The 17,498-nt window shown below is 45.8% G+C and carries 14 protein-coding genes and 1 tRNA gene; 12 read left to right on the forward strand and 3 right to left on the reverse strand.

The features are described from left to right. Window positions 1-225 precede the first annotated feature (225 nt). The 3 genes from VL525_RS21335 to VL525_RS21345 form a co-directional block, all read right to left on the reverse strand. Window positions 226-1,428, reverse strand: a complete 1,203-nt coding sequence (locus VL525_RS21335) for a DUF763 domain-containing protein (protein ID WP_325389519.1) — start codon at window positions 1,426-1,428, stop codon at window positions 226-228. A 528-nt stretch (window positions 1,429-1,956) separates the two neighbouring features. Further along, window positions 1,957-2,418, reverse strand: a complete 462-nt coding sequence (locus VL525_RS21340) for a DUF4268 domain-containing protein (protein ID WP_325389521.1) — start codon at window positions 2,416-2,418, stop codon at window positions 1,957-1,959. Window positions 2,419-2,423: 5 nt separating this feature from the next. Continuing rightward, window positions 2,424-4,589, reverse strand: coding sequence for a glycoside hydrolase family 3 N-terminal domain-containing protein (locus VL525_RS21345; RefSeq protein WP_325389523.1), 2,166 nt, complete (start codon window positions 4,587-4,589; stop codon window positions 2,424-2,426). Between the two features lie 105 nt (window positions 4,590-4,694). Here VL525_RS21345 and VL525_RS21350 point away from each other — a divergent pair, with 105 nt between their 5' ends. The 12 genes from VL525_RS21350 (at window position 4,695) to pgl (ending at window position 17,317) form a co-directional block, all read left to right on the forward strand. Beyond that, the gene (locus VL525_RS21350; RefSeq protein ID WP_325389525.1) at window positions 4,695-6,197 is read left to right on the forward strand and encodes an alpha-L-fucosidase; all 1,503 of its coding nucleotides are present in this window, start codon (window positions 4,695-4,697) and stop codon (window positions 6,195-6,197) included. An 8-nt stretch (window positions 6,198-6,205) separates the two neighbouring features. Beyond that, the gene (locus VL525_RS21355) at window positions 6,206-7,099 is read left to right on the forward strand and encodes an SMP-30/gluconolactonase/LRE family protein (protein ID WP_325389527.1); all 894 of its coding nucleotides are present in this window, start codon (window positions 6,206-6,208) and stop codon (window positions 7,097-7,099) included. Between the two features lie 122 nt (window positions 7,100-7,221). After that, on the forward strand, window positions 7,222-7,839 hold the full coding sequence (locus VL525_RS21360) for a redoxin domain-containing protein (RefSeq protein WP_325389529.1): 618 nt from the start codon (window positions 7,222-7,224) through the stop codon (window positions 7,837-7,839). Window positions 7,840-7,893: 54 nt separating this feature from the next. Then, window positions 7,894-7,964, forward strand: a tRNA-Cys gene (locus tag VL525_RS21365). A 333-nt stretch (window positions 7,965-8,297) separates the two neighbouring features. Further along, on the forward strand, window positions 8,298-9,059 hold the full coding sequence (locus tag VL525_RS21370) for an ROK family protein (protein WP_325389531.1): 762 nt from the start codon (window positions 8,298-8,300) through the stop codon (window positions 9,057-9,059). Window positions 9,060-9,090: 31 nt separating this feature from the next. Continuing rightward, complete coding sequence (tkt, locus tag VL525_RS21375) at window positions 9,091-11,094, forward strand: transketolase (protein ID WP_325389533.1); 2,004 nt, start codon at window positions 9,091-9,093, stop codon at window positions 11,092-11,094. Between the two features lie 68 nt (window positions 11,095-11,162). Continuing rightward, window positions 11,163-11,870: a ribose 5-phosphate isomerase A gene (gene rpiA, locus VL525_RS21380; protein WP_325389535.1), complete on the forward strand. Its 708-nt coding sequence runs from the start codon at window positions 11,163-11,165 to the stop codon at window positions 11,868-11,870. A gap of 30 nt (window positions 11,871-11,900) precedes the next feature. Then, window positions 11,901-12,998, forward strand: coding sequence for a transaldolase (gene tal / locus VL525_RS21385; RefSeq protein WP_325389537.1), 1,098 nt, complete (start codon window positions 11,901-11,903; stop codon window positions 12,996-12,998). 1 nt (window position 12,999) lies between these two features. Beyond that, entirely contained in the window at window positions 13,000-13,623 is a 624-nt protein-coding gene (locus VL525_RS21390; protein WP_325389539.1) for an HAD-IA family hydrolase, read from the forward strand. Between the two features lies 1 nt (window position 13,624). Continuing rightward, window positions 13,625-15,049 (forward strand): NADP-dependent phosphogluconate dehydrogenase, encoded by a 1,425-nt coding sequence (gene gndA, locus VL525_RS21395; RefSeq protein WP_325389541.1) that lies wholly within the window; start codon window positions 13,625-13,627, stop codon window positions 15,047-15,049. A 21-nt stretch (window positions 15,050-15,070) separates the two neighbouring features. After that, entirely contained in the window at window positions 15,071-16,585 is a 1,515-nt protein-coding gene (zwf, locus tag VL525_RS21400) for a glucose-6-phosphate dehydrogenase (protein ID WP_325389543.1), read from the forward strand. 6 nt (window positions 16,586-16,591) lie between these two features. After that, window positions 16,592-17,317: a 6-phosphogluconolactonase gene (pgl, locus tag VL525_RS21405; protein WP_325389545.1), complete on the forward strand. Its 726-nt coding sequence runs from the start codon at window positions 16,592-16,594 to the stop codon at window positions 17,315-17,317. Window positions 17,318-17,498: the final 181 nt, after the last annotated feature.

The raw sequence follows: 17,498 nt of genomic DNA on the forward strand, positions 1-17,498 counted from the left end.
TCAGAGACTTCGGACGACTATGCATGTAGTTTGCAACTACAGTGTCATGTTAAAACAACTTCAATTGCATCTCCACCGCCGGCTTAGCCTACGCCTCACCTAAATCCTCTCCAAAGGAGAGGATTTAGATTTGTGTCTCAAAACACCCTCAACTGCGCTTCCGCTGGTGGCTTAGCTTTTGCCTCACCTAAATCCTCTCCAAAGGAGAGGACTTTAATTTGCGTATTAAAACAACCTCAACTGCACCTCCACCGGCGGCTTTGCCTTCCCGAAAACTGTACGCCCGCCATATTTCCACGAGTCGTTGCGCTCCTGTTCTATCACTTTATCAAAATTGGCGTTGGGGATAAAATCCTTTTCGGCACGTTCGGCAATGGTATGCAGGCGTTTGATGGCTTCGCTTTTTTCGTTGTTCCCCAGTTTGGCTTTATGGATGGCGGTTTGCAGTACGCCTAAAGTTTCATCATAAACTTTTGTGGGGACGGGGAAGGGGTGACCGTCCTTGCCGCCATGGGCGAAGGAGAATCGTGCCGGGTCCTTGAAACGTGACGGCGTGCCATGTATCACTTCGCTTACCAGCGCCAGGGATTGTAAAGTACGCGGACCGAGTCCTTCCAGCAATAGCAGCTCTTCAAAATCTGACGGTCGTTTTTCATGCGCCAGCCACAACACCGCGCCCAGGCGCTTCAGATCGACATCTTTTGAACGTACGTCGTGGTGCGACGGCATGGTCAGTTTGCTTATCTCGCTGATCATTTGCTGCGGATTTTCGCCCGCTATCTGCATCACCCCATCGCGCGACGGCGCTGCGGTTTTATCGGTCATATTCAGGATATACCCGGTATTTTGCCCGTAGATGGAAGTATGCGGATCATTCACGAACGAGGCCAGTGCATCCGAGTGCCAGTGATACCGGCGCGCGGTTTTGCTTTGCGCACTCATGCCTTGCTGCACCACTGCCCATTTGCCTTCGTCGCTTACAATAAAATTGTGGGTGTAAAGCTGGAAACCATCCTGTATAGCGGTGTTATCTACCTTGGCGCTTAACTTGCTGCATCGCACCAGTTCGGTACCATTAAGTCCGGTTTTCTCACTAACCTTCAGCAACTCGTTTGGCGTTTCGCGCGAGTGGTTGCCCTTGCCGCCGCAGATATAGATACCTAATTCCTTGCTATGCGGATTGATGGCCCTTTTGAGCGCACCCATTACCGATGTGGTTATGCCCGACGAATGCCAGTCCATACCCATTACCGCACCCAGGCTCTGGAACCAGAACGGATCGCTGAGGCGGGTCAGCACTTCGTTTTTCCCGTAATCCATCACAATAGTTTCCACCACCGCCAAACCCAGCCTTGCCATACGCTCTGCCAGCCATTTAGGCACATAACCGTAATGTAAAGGCAGATCAGCACTTCCCGAACGCTTCATGCTAACAAATTTAGCAAAATATCATCTGAATCAGAATTTTCAGAATTAATAAATTTCAGAATTCTGTTAATTCTTGAATTTTGAAAATTCTGATTCATACAGTATTTCACTTAGTGTATCGAAAATTAATAACCCTGAATTAAAATGAGATATTTTTATAGATCGGCATTTTGAAAAAAAGGAAAGCAAGCGGTTTAAAAATGTCCTAATGTGGCTTTTTTTGCCTGTTTTGGCTTTTTGTTGATTTTTACATAAAAAATACGGCGGTTATCTGGGTATGTTGTAAATGCGTAAGTTGCTGATAAACAAATTTTTATAAATTAGGTGTTCACGAAAACTGCAAAAATAGGGCACTTTTTGCTCTTTGTAAATTCTCAATGTGCTGATAATTAACAAATTACGATCCACTGCGGTTGGCAAAGGGCGGTGGCGTGAACACTTAGTGTATTGTATTTAGCAACGGATTTCAATCCGTCGCTACAGGATTAGCCGAACCTATGGCTCTTCATGCCCGGCGGGTTATAATTGTCATTTCAATGCATCAAATGCATATTTTGCATCGCTCCAAAACTCGTCCAGCGCAATAATACGCGGTTTGAAAAAGGAGATCAGCGCCGGCCAGTCGTTTTTATTGAAGATACTGACGTTATGCAATTTTCGTACGATGCGGCTGATGATTTTGCCATCTTCGGTCATCTCGTGCAGTTGCCATTCCCAATCCTCGTTAAGGGCGCTGTGCAACATGTTTTTAAGCTCGAGGAATTGCTCAAAGAACAATTCCTGCATACCCGGATCGGGGTGGGCGATCTCGATAGCAATAGCGGCCGACCGCTTACCGGCTTCCATACGGAAGTAAAGGTATTTGATGCCGGTTTTGTAGTTCACCCAATTCACCTTCAGGCCCTCGGCAGATAACTGCGGCGAGATATATTGCCCGAATGTTGTCCAGAAGGCTTGCTTAAGCTGTGATGCTTCGTCTTTCGAATACAAAACGGCTATTTTATGGTAAACGAATAGGTCAGTTTCGCATCCTGCGAATTGCTGCCGAGCACCAGTTTGTATTCGCCCGGGTACAGCTGCCATGCATGTTTTTTCATATCCCATTTTTGCAGGTCGGATACCGGTATCCTGATGCTGGCGGCCTGTTCGCCGCCTTGCGCAACGGCGACCCGTTTGAAGCCTTTCAATTCCTTCAGCGGCATACGGTCGATATTGGGGTATTCGATGTAAGCCTGTACCACTTCGTCGCCCGCCATTTTTCCGGTGTTTTTTACGTTGACCGTAACGGATACCGAATCCTTCAGTTTATATTGTTTCGCGGGTGCTGTTTGGGTTTTATATTCGAACGAAGTATAGCTCATCCCAAAACCAAAAGGGTATTGAACGGGCTTGTTGAAATAGCGGTAGGTGCGGTCCTTCATGGAATAGTCCTGGTAGTCGGGTACATCGTTGATCGACTTATAAAAAGTCAACGGTAAATGGCCCGAAGGGGATGTTTTACCGAATAGAATATCTGCGAACGCATTGCCGCCCTGTTCGCCGGGATACCACGCAAATACAATGGCATCGGCATAAGGCTCAATGGCCGAAACATCAACATCGCTGCCGGCTGTAATAACCGCTATGACCGGCTTATTTCTGACGCTTTGCCTTAATGCTTTCATGAATTTTATCTCGCTTTCGGGCAGGCTCAAGTCTTTTTTATCACCGCCTGATTTGGACAGGAACGCGTCACCGGCTTCGCCTTCCAAAACAGGGGAGAGGCCTATTACCGCGATGGTTACATCGGTGTTGCCGGCGGCCCAGGTACCGCCAAAATGGGTGGTATCATCATAATTGGCGCCCAGGTCGTATTCGATCCTGGTTTCCGGGCCGACGGCGCCCGTAATACCCTCCACAAAATTGACCACTTTACTGCTTACACCGTGATAGTTACCGATCATAGGGTCAAACGCGGCGGCGTTAGGGCCGATGATCATCATGCTTGGGTATTTCGCCTTATCAAGCGGCAATACATTATTGTTGTTTTTCAGCAACACCATGCTTTGTTCGGCTACTTTGCGCGACAAGGCGACGTGCGCCGCATTATGTACGCTGTCTGCACCGTAGGTATGGAAAGGGATGTTATTGGGATCGTCATAAAATCCAAGTTTGAACTCGGTTTTAAGCAATTCGGTGAGCCTTTGATCAACCTCATTTTCGGTAAGTAGTCCCTGTTTGATAGCTTTAACAACATCGTTCTGCAATACGGTGGAGCAATCGAGATTAATACCGGCCTTGATCGCGGCAGCGGCTGTTTCCACGGGTCCCGGTAAAGTTTTATGGGTCGAAAACACATCATCCAGTGCACCACAATCGGTAACCACATGGCCTTTAAAACCCCATTCTTTGCGCAGGATATCGGTCAAGAGCATTTTGTTGACGGAATTAGGCACTCCATTTACCCGGTTGTACGCGCTCATCACTGATTCGACGTGCGCCCCGCTTACCAGCGCGTGAAAAGCGTACAGGTAAGTTTCCCTCAGGTCCTTTTCATCCACAATCGCATCAAACTTATCACGCACGGCTTCTGGCCCGCTGTGTACGGCGAAGTGTTTTGCTGTCGCTGATGTTTTCAGATAATGCGGATCATCGCCCTGCAGGCCCCTTACAAAGGCGCTGCCGATGGTGGCCGTCAGGTAAGGATCTTCGCCGTAGGTTTCCTGCCCGCGGCCCCAGCGCGGATCGCGGAAGATATTGATATTGGGCGTCCAGAAAGTAAGACCCATATATTGCAGATGGCGGTCCTGCGCAATAGCAAGGTTGTATTTTGCCCTTGCTTCGGTCGAAATGACCGTGGATACCTGTTTGATCAGATCGTCGTTAAAAGTTGCCGCCATACCTATAGCCTGCGGGAATATGGTAGCCTCGCCGGCGCGCGCTACGCCGTGCAAACCTTCGTTCCACCAGTTATATGCGGGTATGCCCAGTCGCGGAACGGCTTTGCTATTATATCCGAGCAGGGAGGCTTTTTCTTCTAAAGTCAATTTGGATACAAGGTCTTTCGCCCGTTCGTCAAGCGGTTTACTCCTGTCTTTATAAATGGGAGTTTGGGCCAGGGCAACATGGCTCAGAAAGCAAATGATCCCTGCGGCAATATTATATTTAAGGCTATTTTTCATAACAGGATAAACATAAGCAGAAAAATAATATTATCTAAAAATGTTTATCGTACAATTAAAACAGAAAACTGTTATTTTAGCAACCACAAGTTAACTGCTCCGCCCATGAAACGAACCATTCTTGCAATTTTAGCCTGCTTTTTATTTATACAAGCTTTTAGCCAGTCCGCGCCAAAACCATACGGCCCTTTACCATCCAAAGGCCAGTTGAACTGGCAGGCAATGGGCATGTATTGCATAATACACTTCGGCCCGGATACTTACACGGACAAGGAGTGGGGTTATGGCGATGAAGACCCTCAAATTTTTAACCCCAGCCATTTTGATGCGATGCAGATAGTTGGCGCGGCAAAAGCTGGCGGTTTTAAGGGTATCATCGTAGTAGCAAAACACCATGATGGGTTTTGCCTTTGGCCGACCAAGACCACAGAGCATAATATTTCAAAAAGTCCATACAAAAATGGTAAAGGCGATATTTTGAGAGAGTACCGCGAAGCCTGCGACAAGTTGGGTATGCAAATGGGCGTTTATTGTTCGCCATGGGACAGGAATAGCGCCCTGTATGGCAAGCCTGAGTATGTTACCGATGTATATAGAAAGCAACTGGAAGAATTGTACAGCAATTACGGCCCGCTGTTTATTGTGTGGCACGATGGCGCAAATGGGGGCGATGGTTATTATGGTGGTGCAAAAGAAGTTCGTAAAATAGATCGTTCTACCTATTATGGCTGGGACATAACCTGGGAAATTGCCCGGAGACTGCAACCAAATGCCGTTATTTTCGGCGATGTTGGCCCGGATGTGCGGTGGGTTGGTAACGAAGAGGGGCATGCCGGCGAAACCAGCTGGGCCACATACACCCCTCATGCTCCTGAACCGGGTAAAAAACCAGGGAACGGGTTTACTAAAGATTCGGAAGGTACCGAAGGGCAGCGTGACGGCGAGTTCTGGATGCCGGCCGAGTGCGATGTGCCATTCAGGCCGGGATGGTTTTATCATAAGGCGCAGGATGGAAAGGCAAAATCAGCGGATTCATTGCTAAACCTTTATTATAAAAGCACCGGCAGGGGGGCCTGCCTTGATCTTGGCCTGGAGCCCGACCAACGCGGAATGCTGAACGACGATGATGTGCAAAAGCTTAAAGAATTTGGCAATATGCTTAAAGCGACATTTGCAGTTAACCTGGCCAAAGGTGCCACGCTGAAAGCAAGCAACGTACGCGGAGGGAACCTTGTTAAATTCGGCCCGGCACATTTGCTTGACAACGACCGTTACAGCTATTGGGCGACTGATGACAAAATAAGAACACCTGAACTTATACTTGATCTGCATAAACCTAAATCGTTTAATGTTATTAGGTTAAGGGAGAATATTAAACTAGGCCAACGTATTGATGAAGTAGCTGTTGATGCCTGGCAGAACGGCAAGTGGCAGCAAGTCGCCTCGGCGACCAGCATTGGCGGCAATAGGTTGATCCGTCTTGACCAAAGCATTAAGACCAGTAAAGTGAGGCTTCGCGTTACTAAGGCACCTGTATGTATAGCGCTCAGTGATTTTGGTTTATTTGAGGAGATCAAATTTCCACCGCCAGTTGTACATTCACCCTGAGATCGTAAATGATGAAGAACCTGAAAATATTCATAGCAGCTTTATCAATTTTAGTTGCTATAAAGTCATCTGCACAGCAAACGCTTTTTGATACGACAGAAAAGCCGAAACTAATAGCCAAACAATTCAGCTTTACAGAAGGCTCGTCGGTAGATAAACAGGGTAATGTTTTCTTTACCGATCAGCCCAATAATCAAATATGGGAATATAGCGCCGACGGTAAACTTTCACTTTGGATGGAAAACACCCAGCGGTCGAACGGTACTTACTTTGACGCGAAAGGAAACCTGGTTAGTTGTGCCGACGAACATGACAGGCTGATATCCATCAGCCCTAAAAAGAAGATCACGGTTTTGGTCAATGATTATAACGGGCGCCTGATGAATGGGCCAAACGATGTTTGGGTAGCGCCTAACGGCGACATGTACATTACTGACCCATACTACCAACGCGACTGGTGGGAACGTAAAAAGCCCGACCTGGAAAGCCAGGATGTTTATTACCTGCCTAAAGGCTCACATATTCCCATTATGGTGGTAAACGATATGAAACAGCCCAATGGGATAGTCGGCACTGCAAATGGCAAGTATTTATATATCGCCGATATAGCCGCCAATAAAACTTACAAATACACCATTCAGCCTGATGGTAAGCTTTCTGATAAACAATTATTCTGCGAATTAGGATCGGATGGCATGACCCTGGATGAACAGGGGAATGTTTATCTGACCGGCAAGGGGGTGACTATTTTTAATCCCTCCGGTACCCAAATAGGCCACATCGATATTCCTGAACCCTGGACGGCAAATCTGTGCTTTGCGGGGAAAAAGAAAGATCAGCTTTTTATCACGGCGTCTAAGGCTGTTTATATTATGAAAATGAAGGTTAGTGGAGTGGAATAACCATCCAGTTTAAATTATTCGACTGAAATACAGTAAGATGTGATTTTATTTATTAAAATTCTACTAAATAGATAGAATTTATATACATTTGTCCCTGTTAATACAAAATTATGATAGCAGCTATGAACTCATATCGATATCCTCAGTTTGACATGTCCGAGATCGCACCCGACCATAATTACGTGTTTAGAACAACTTATGCACTGAAGCCAGTGAAAACAGGTGATGCAATTCCTGACTTTACATTGGAGAAAGACAACTTTCGCTGGCAGCAGTTTTTCAACGGAGTGGAAACGCATGATCCCATCATGCTCCGACAAATGCTGAACAAGCCGCTGGTTATCAGTTTCTATTCAAGTCATTGGCGCGAATACGGCTTTGATCTGTTAAAGCAATTAAATAATATACAACAGGATATAAGAAGATTTGATGCGAACCTGCTGGTCGTAGGCTCTGAAAAAGAAAGAAAACTTGAAAAAGTGGCCTGGGATAACGGTTTATCGTTAAGTTTCTATTTCGACACGCAAAAAGAGGTAGCCGAATGCTTTGGTGTTTATTCCGAAAACGACCCGATTTGGACCCGGGTATCAGGAATTGATACTAATGTCCCGCTGCTGGCAACTTATGTCATATCGCCTTCGGGTAAAATAGAATACGATCATATCGACTGGAATTTCTCAGAAATTTTCCCGTCGAAGGAAATATTAGCTGCTGTGAGCAGAACGACTTTAATACAGTGATTTATTAGTTTTTTGGTTTGAACAGGCGGGTTGCCCACGCAGCCCGCCAAATTTAGTCGGGTGACCGAGCGGATAGGTGATGGTCTGCAAAACCTTTTACGGCAGTTCGAATCTGCCCCCGACGTCTCATTTATCAGGGCGTATCATTTTTACCCCTCATACGCTCCTTTAGTTATTGCCCGCCTGTTACTCTTCGCCAATGTGAATTTTATGCACATTCATATATAAATTCACGCTTAATATTGTTACAAAATCTAATTTGTTTAATATTGCAGTATCTACCCGGTCGAAAGCCTGTTTAGAATGAAACGCTTTGAAAAAATTACTTTAGATAAATAAAAAACAAAGCGGAATAGACATTAGTTAAATCATTGTTATCCTAATTTTGCTTTTAATTATTAACAGGGTCACTTCGTAGCAACAATCACCAGCCAATTCAAACCACTATCAAATATTTCATGAAAAAAACCGAAGGTTCTCCACTAAAATTTCTTTCCATCGATATAGGTGGATCACACATCAAAGCCACCATTTTGAATGACAAAGGGGAGTTGAAGATGAACTACGAAAAAATACCAACGCCCAAACCCTCTACACCTGAAAGTGTGGTGAATGCGATCAAACAATTAGCTAAATCATTCCCGGGATATGACAGGATCTCGGTAGGTTTTCCTGGCTATGTAAAAAACGGTGTGATCAAAACAGCTCCGAACCTCGGAACCGAGGCTTGGAAAGATTTCGATCTAAGCAAGAAGCTGGAAGAAGAGCTTGGAGCGCCGGCGCGCGTTGTAAACGATGCCGATATGCAAGGACTTGGCCTTGTAAGCGGCAAGGGGCTGGAGATGGTTGTAACACTGGGAACGGGCTTTGGAACGGCATTATTAGTCGACGGTCAGCTGATGCCTCACCTCGAGATATCCCACCACCCGATTTCCAAAGGCAAGGATTATGATGAATATATCGGTGACAAGGCGCTGCAAAAAGAGGGTGTACAGAAATGGAACCGGCGCATGAAAAAAGTGCTCAGCGTGATTAAAACGGTAGTTAATTACGATACGCTGTATATAGGGGGTGGTAATTCGGATAAGCTAAAATTTAAGCTGGATAAGGATATCAAAATAGTATCGAATATCGAAGGAATAAGAGGGGGCGCAAGGCTTTGGCAATCGGATCATCGCCACGACCTGATAACGGCAACACCCGTAGAAGAAGTAAACTAAAGAACAAGACACAACAATTTCAATACACAAGATGGCTACAGATAAAAAAGACATAGAACAGTTAGCGATAGATACCGTAAGGATATTATCAGCCGATGCTGTACAAAAAGCAAACTCCGGACATCCTGGTACACCCATGGCCATAGCCCCCGTTGGCCATGTACTTTGGACACAGTTTATGCATTATAATCCTAAGAATCCGCATTGGGCCAATCGCGACAGGTTTATCTTATCGGCAGGGCACGCCTGTATGTTCCAGTATAGCTTCCTTTACATGACGGGGTATGACCTGACCATGGATGACCTGAAAAATTTCAGGCAATTGCATAGCAAAACCGCCGGCCACCCCGAATATGGCCTGCTGGATGGTATTGAGGTAACTACCGGACCGCTTGGACAGGGATTTGCCAATGGCGTAGGTTTTGCTATAGGTCAGAAATATCTTGCGGCGCGTTACAATAAACCTGGTTTCGATCTTTTCAACTACAAAATATACGCGGTTTGCAGTGATGGCGACCTGATGGAGGGTGTTGCTTCCGAAGCCGCTTCATTGGCAGGGCATCTGGAATTAGGTAATATCATTTATATCTACGATGACAACCATATTTCGATAGAGGGTGATACCGATATTACATTTAACGAAGATGTTGCCAAACGTTTCGAGTCGTATGGCTGGCATGTGCAGGTAGTTAACGATGTTAACGATACCCATGCACTTTCAAATGCTATTAACAATGCAAAAATAGAGACCAGCAAACCGTCCATCATTAAAGTTCGTTCGCACATTGCTTATGGCAGTCCCAATAAAGTGGATACAGCCGGTGCGCATGGTTCGCCACTGGGCGCTGATGAGTTAAAGCTGGTGAAGAAATTCTTTGGTTTTGATCCTGAGCAATCGTTTGTGGTGCCGGATGAAGTGCTGGAATATTATCGCAATTGCGGTGCGAAAGGTGCTGATACCGAGAAGAAATGGAACGATCTTTTTGCAGAATACAAAAAGAAATTCCCGGAATTGGCTGCTGAATACGAGCAGGTAACAAGCGGCGAATTACCGAAAGGTTGGGCGGACAGTTTACCGGTATTTAAGGCGGAAGGCAAAATGGCAACCCGCCAGGCATCGGGCAAGGTGTTGAATGCGATCGCTTCGAAATTACCTACATTGATCGGCGGCGCGGCTGACCTGGCCCCATCTACCGAAACTAACATGAAAGAGTATAACTCTTTTACCGTCGAACATAGAGACGGACGTAACTTCCATTTTGGCATACGCGAACATGCGATGGGCTCGGCCCTGAATGGTATGGCCTTAACCAAAGGTATTATTCCATTTGGCGCCACATTCCTGATGTTTTCGGAATACATGCGCCCGCCGATACGCCTGGCTGCCATCATGAAAATACGCCCGATATTTGTTTACACGCACGATAGTATTGGATTGGGCGAGGACGGAACAACCCACCAGCCGATAGAACAATTAGCGTCATTACGTTCGATACCAAATATTGTTGTACTTCGTCCTGCTGATGCCAACGAAACTGCACATGCATGGCGTGTGGCTTTAGAACATAAAGACGGACCGGTTGTATTGGTGTTTACCCGGCAGGGCTTACCTATTATCGATCAGGATAAATATACCAAAGCATCTGAATTAGAGAAAGGCGCTTATATCCTGTCAGATTCGGAAAAAACACCGGATGTGATCTTGATAGCTACCGGTTCCGAAGTTTCTTTAATTATGGCTGCGCAGGATAAACTGAAAGCCGATGGCATTAATGCACGTGTGGTAAGTATGCCATCCTGGGAACTTTTCGAAAAGCAATCGGCTGCTTACAAGGAAAAGGTGTTCCCGAAATCTGTTAAGAAACGCCTGGCGGTAGAAATGGCCTCGCCGCTTGGCTGGCATAAATATGTAACAGATGAAGGCGATGTGCTGGCTATGCATGGCTTTGGTGAATCGGCCCCGGCTGAGGAGCTTTATAAGGAGTTTGGCTTTACTGTGGATAACGTGGTGGCGAAAGCTAAAGCGTTGTTGTAGAAATAGGATAAGAGATTTGAGACGCGGGCACAATCGAATCTCAAATCTAATATCTCAAATCTAATTGAATGAACTGGACTAACAGTTTAATATCGCGGCTTGAATGGTCTGGAGAGATCATTAACATCAACGGCAAAAGGAAGGTAGCGCAGGAGATAGCCGCGAAGGTTAAGGATGGTGACATACTTGGAGTAGGATCTGGTTCGACATCGTACCTGGCGTTGGTTGCAATAGCCGAACGGATAAAATCCGAAAAACTGAATGTAAAGGCGATAACTACATCTATAGAAATATCGATGTTTTGCAGCAAGCTCGGCGTACCACAGACCAGTTTGTTTGAACACCGGCCCGATTGGTTATTTGATGGTGCGGACGAGGTTGACCCGGACAAGAACCTCATCAAAGGGAGGGGAGGCGCCATGTTCAAAGAAAAACTGTTGATGAGTTCGAGCCCGGTGAGCTACATTATCGTCGACGAATCTAAAATGGTTGAAAAGCTGAACACAAAGTTCCCGGTTCCGGTAGAGGTTTTTCCGCAGGCATTATTGCATGTGGAAATGGAACTGAAAAAACTGGGCGCTAACAGCATCACGTTACGGCCGGCAAAGGGTAAGGACGGTTCTATCATAACTGAAAATAATAACCTGGTATTAGATTGTAATTTTGAGGAGATGTACCATAATCTTGAAAAAGATATTAAATCCATTACCGGGGTTATCGAAAGCGGGCTTTTCATAGGCTATAAGCCTGAAATATTGATGGCCGCTAATAATTAACAAGAGTTTTGAAATTTAAAACACATAATCATGGCAACTAATAAAGTAAAACAGATACACAGTTTCGGCCAGAGCATTTGGCTGGATTTTATTGCCCGCAGCATTATCAAATCGGGCGAATTGAAGAATCTGATCGACGAGGATGGTATCAGGGGCGTAACTTCAAACCCGGCCATTTTCGAAAAAGCGATAACCAGCAGCTCTGATTACGACGCCGATATCCGGGAATTGTCGGAAAAAACGGATGACAATGAAGAGATTTTCTTCGGTTTGGCTGTAACAGACATACAGGCAGCTACCGATCTGTTCAAAGGCGTTTATGAGGAATCAAAGGGCGGAGACGGCTATGTTAGCTTAGAAGTATCGCCTTTCCTGGCACTGAAAACAAAGGAAACAGCAGAGCAGGCCGAAAAATTGTGGAAACAGGTTAACCGCAAAAACGTGATGATAAAAATTCCGGGAACCAAGCCGGGTTTGGCAGCTATCCGCGAATCTATCGGCAAAGGGATCAATATTAACGTAACCCTGTTGTTCGGCTTGCCACGCTATGAGGAGGTAACCGAGGCTTATATTTCGGGCTTGGAAGATCATTTAGCTGCGGGGCATAAGATTGGTCATATCTCATCAGTAGCGAGCTTTTTCCTGAGTCGTATTGACGTGTTGGTTGACCCGATGCTGGATGAAAAAGGCCTTGGTGACTTGAAGGGTGAAGTAGCCATCGCGTCAGCAAAAAAGGCTTATGAAATATACAAACGCGTATTCAGCGGCCCGCGCTGGGAAAAACTGGCGGCACAAGGTGCACAACCTCAGCGGTTGCTATGGGCAAGCACCAGCAGCAAGAACCCCGCTTTTAAAGATACTAAATACGTAGAAGCTCTGATAGGTCCTGATACTGTTGACACCGTGCCTTTGGAAACTGTCGAAGCTTTCCGTGATCATGGAATTGCAGCAAACACCCTGGAGGAAGGTTTAGACAAAGCAACTGAAACACTCGAAAGGCTTAAAAAAGCAGGTATCGATATCGACCAGATCACCCAGCAATTGGAGGACGAGGGTATCGACAAATTCAATAAGCCGTTCGAAAAATTACTGCAGGCTATCGAGGATCAGAAAGCTAAAGTAAAATAACATGGAGGCAGCGGCTTTAAAGGTCCTGTTTTTTGATATTGGTGGTGTGCTTTTGACAAACGGCTGGGGCCGTGATTCAAGAAAGCTCGCCGCCGAACAATTCGGGCTGGATTACGACGAGGTAAATGAGATACACAATTTTATTTTCAATGTCTATGAAATAGGCAGTATCGACCTCGACGAATACCTTGATACAGTGATCTTTAATCACCCCCGGGACTTTACACGGGAGGACTTTAAAGAGTTTATGTTTTCGCGGTCCAAAGAGCTTCCAGATACACTGGCGTGGTTGAAACAATGGAAAAAGGATTGCGGTTTCAGGATCATCTCGATCAACAATGAAGGCAAGGAACTGAACGACTACCGGGTTAAAAAATTTAAACTGCACGAGGTTTTCGATGCTTTCGTGTCATCGTGTGAGGTGAACATGCGCAAACCCGATCCCGGCATTTTCAAACTGGCGATGGGTATAGCCCAGGCATTGCCCCAGCAATGTGTTTATTTCGACGACAGGATCATGTTTGCTAATGCAGCACAAAAACTGGGCATCCGGTCGTACCAGCACACCAGTTTTGAATCGACCCAAAAAATATTGGAAGAATTAAAAAAAGAAAAATCAAACTAAAATGAGCGATACAACTAAATATGCCTTTGGCATGATAGGTTTGGGTACCATGGGCCGCAGCTTGCTGCTAAACATGGCCGATCATGGTTTTGCCGTAGCCGGCCACGATAAAGATGCGTCGAAAGTAGCGTCGTTAAACGAAGAGGGCAAGGACAAGGATGTTAAAGGTTTTGGTGATGTAGCAGAGTTTATTCATAGCCTTACTACGCCGCGTGCTATCATGATGCTTGTCCCTGCCGGGAAGATCGTAGATGCTGTTATTGATGAACTGACCCCATTGTTGGACAAAGGCGATATTTTGATCGACGGCGGTAATTCGCATTTTACGGATACCAACAGGCGTGTAGACGAATTGGAGGCCAAAGGCCTGCATTTCTTCGGTATGGGGGTTTCCGGTGGCGAAGAAGGCGCCCGCCGCGGCCCCAGCATGATGCCGGGCGGTGATAAAGAAGCTTATAATGTGATGAAGCCTATTTTCGAAGCCATTGCTGCCCACGTTAACGGCGAGCCATGTGTTACTTACATAGGTCCGGGTGCTTCGGGGCATTTTGTAAAAATGGTGCACAACGGTATCGAATACGGGTTGATGCAACTGATAGCAGAAACCTACGAGATCATGAAAAAGGGCCTCAAAATGGATAATGCATCCATTGGCGAGGTATATACTAAATGGAACGAAGGCAGATTGCAGTCATTCCTGATGGATATTACGAAGGATATTTTCGCATTCAATGCGCCCGGTACCGATCATTTGCTGATAGACGATATTAAAGATGAGGCCCGGGCCAAAGGTACCGGTAAGTGGACATCGCAGGTAGCGATGGATCTGCAGGCGCCAATACCAACTATCGATTCCGCGGTGTCTATGCGCGACCTGTCCAAATACAAGCAACTGCGCGAACAGGCGTCAACCTTGTATAGCCAGGCCGAGCCGGAAATGGATGTGGATAAAGAAGAATTTCTTGCTGCGTTGGAGCAGGCTTTTTATTTCAGCATGATCATCAGCTATGCACAGGGCATGCATTTGCTGACAAACGCATCGACAGAATATAAATATGATCTTAAACTTGGGGAAATAGCCAAGATATGGCGCGGCGGGTGTATCATACGCTCGGCATTCCTGAATGATATTTTCAATGCCTATCAAAATAATCCGCAATTGGCTCATTTGTTGCTCGACGGCGGGGTAGAGGACCTGGTTTCGGAAAGTGTAAAAGGTACGCGGAAAGTATTGTCTGCTACTATCAGCGCAGGAATAGCTGCACCGGCTTTTGCTGCTTCTGTAAGCTATTTTGATAATTTCCGCAATAAAAGAATGCCATCGAACCTAACCCAGGCACAGCGCGATTATTTTGGTGCGCATACTTATGAGCTGATAGGTAAGGAAGGCGTTTTCCATACGCAATGGACAAAAAAGAATGATTAACAATTTGATCAAGACATTATCATGAGCTCAAATACAACATCAGAGCCTACCATATTCATCATTTTTGGTGGAACAGGCGACCTGAATGCAAGAAAAATCACACCGGCCCTTTATAACCTGTTTTTGGACGGCTGGATGCCAAAACAATTCTCGATCATCGGTACCGGCCGCACACAGTTGACCGACGAACAGTTCAGGAAAAATATGCTGGACGATATTAACCAATTTTCGCGGAGTGGTAAGGCCGATAAGGAGAAATGGGCCGAATTTGAAAAGAATATTTATTACCAGGCTTCGGATGTAAAGGATGCTGAAACTTATAAGGAGTTTGGAAAGAAGATAGACGGACACAATGCCGAATGGAAAACCAAGGCCAACGTTATCTATTATCTGGCTGTTTCTCCAAATCTGTTCCCGATTATTGCATCAAACCTGGCGAAAGCAAAACTTGCGGAGGACAAGCTGAAAACAAGGATAGTGATCGAAAAGCCTTTTGGGCACGATCTGGATACGGCTAAAGAGCTTAATCAACTGTTGTCGAGCATTTTTAATGAATGCCAGATATATCGCATTGACCATTACCTGGGCAAGGAAACCGTTCAAAATATTATGGCATTCCGGTTCGCTAACTCCATCATGGAACCGCTTTGGAACAGGAACTATATCGAACACGTGCAGATATCGGTTACAGAACAGCTGGGTGTTGAGGAACGTGGCGACTATTACGACGGATCGGGCGCTTTACGCGACATGATACAAAACCATTTGCTGCAATTGCTTTGCCACGTTGCCATGGAGCCACCGGTAAGCTTTAACGCCGATGAGGTCCGCGACCGTAAGGTTGACGTGCTGAAAGCTATGCGCAAATTTACACCGGAAGACGTACGCATGTCTGCGGTGAGGGGCCAATACGGCAGTGGATGGATGCAGGGTAAGGAAGTACCTGCATACCGCGACGAGCCCAAAGTTGATCCGCAATCGAACACAGAGACCTTTGCCGCGTTTAAATTTTTTGTCGATAATTGGCGGTGGCAGGGTGTGCCGTTCTACGTGCGCACCGGCAAGAGGATGCACCAGTCATCATCCGTAATTTCCATACAGTTCAGAGATGTGCCCCACCTGATATTCCCAACCGAGGCTGCGGAAAGCTGGCAGCAAAACAGGCTCATCATCAGCATACAACCCGAAATGAGTATTCGTTTGCAGGTTCAGGCTAAGCGCCCGGGTATCGATATGGTACTAAATGTGGTTGATATGGTGTTTGACTATAAAGGCACTTACAGTCAGCAGGCGCCGGAAGCTTACGAGACCCTGATATTAGATACGATGCTGGGCGATCAGACTCTGTTTATGCGTGGTGACCAGGTGGAAGCTGCATGGGAATTGGTAATGCCGATCCTAAGCACCTGGCAAAACAAAAAGAGCCTGAATTTCCCGAATTATTCGGCCGATTCGTGGGGACCCGAGGCCGCTGAGGCGCTTATCGCGCGAGATGGGTTCAATTGGTTCACCTTGCCTGTTAATGGCAAAAAATAAATACTGATGAAAATAAACGTTTTTAAAACGGAGGATGAGGTATTAGATGGCCTTGCTGATTATTTTGTTGAAGTAGCGGCAAAATCGATCAAACATCATGGCCAGTTTTCGGTAGCATTATCAGGCGGTAATTCGCCCAAAAAACTATACGAACTATTGGCGTCACCGAAATTCAGGGACAAAGTAGAATGGAAAAAGGTACATTTCTTTTTTGGCGACGAGCGTTACGTACCCCATACTGATCCGCAAAGTAATTACCTGATGGCCAAAAAAGCAATATTGGAACCATTGGACCTGAGTTACCGCCAGATTTTCCCTGTAAATACATCGGTATCACCTGAGGAAGCAGCAGCCCGCTATACAAATGACATTAATTTATATTTTGCGGGCTTCGATGCCCGGTTTGACCTTGTTTTGCTGGGCCTCGGCGATAATTCACATACCGCATCGTTATTTCCGCATACACCCGTTTTGCACGATAAAACGGCGTCAGTAAAAGAAGTATTTTTGGATGATCAGCAAGTTTTCCGTATCACGATGACGGCCCCGTTGATCAACCAGGCACATCATATTGCCTACCTGGTTTATGGCGCCGGCAAAGCCGAAGCGGTGCATCACGTGATAGAAGATAAAAGGGATATTGAGAACTATCCGGCACAACTCATAAAACCTACCGATGGTGACCTGCAATGGTTCCTGGATACATCGGCGGCTTCGTTGTTGAAGAACTAAAAACATTATTTTAATAAAAAAACAAAAAATGTCTCAAATTTTTGAGACATTTTTTGTTTGTACACGTATAAATACGCTTTCTAATTAAGAAAAAGTACGCTTTAACTGTTGGTATAATAATTGTTACTTTACGTCAAAAATAGGTTTAGCACCGTGCTTAATTTTGACGAACACTGTTTAG

This window comes from Mucilaginibacter sp. (genome assembly GCF_035492695.1).
In the GTDB taxonomy this organism is placed as follows: Bacteria; Bacteroidota; Bacteroidia; order Sphingobacteriales; family Sphingobacteriaceae; genus Mucilaginibacter.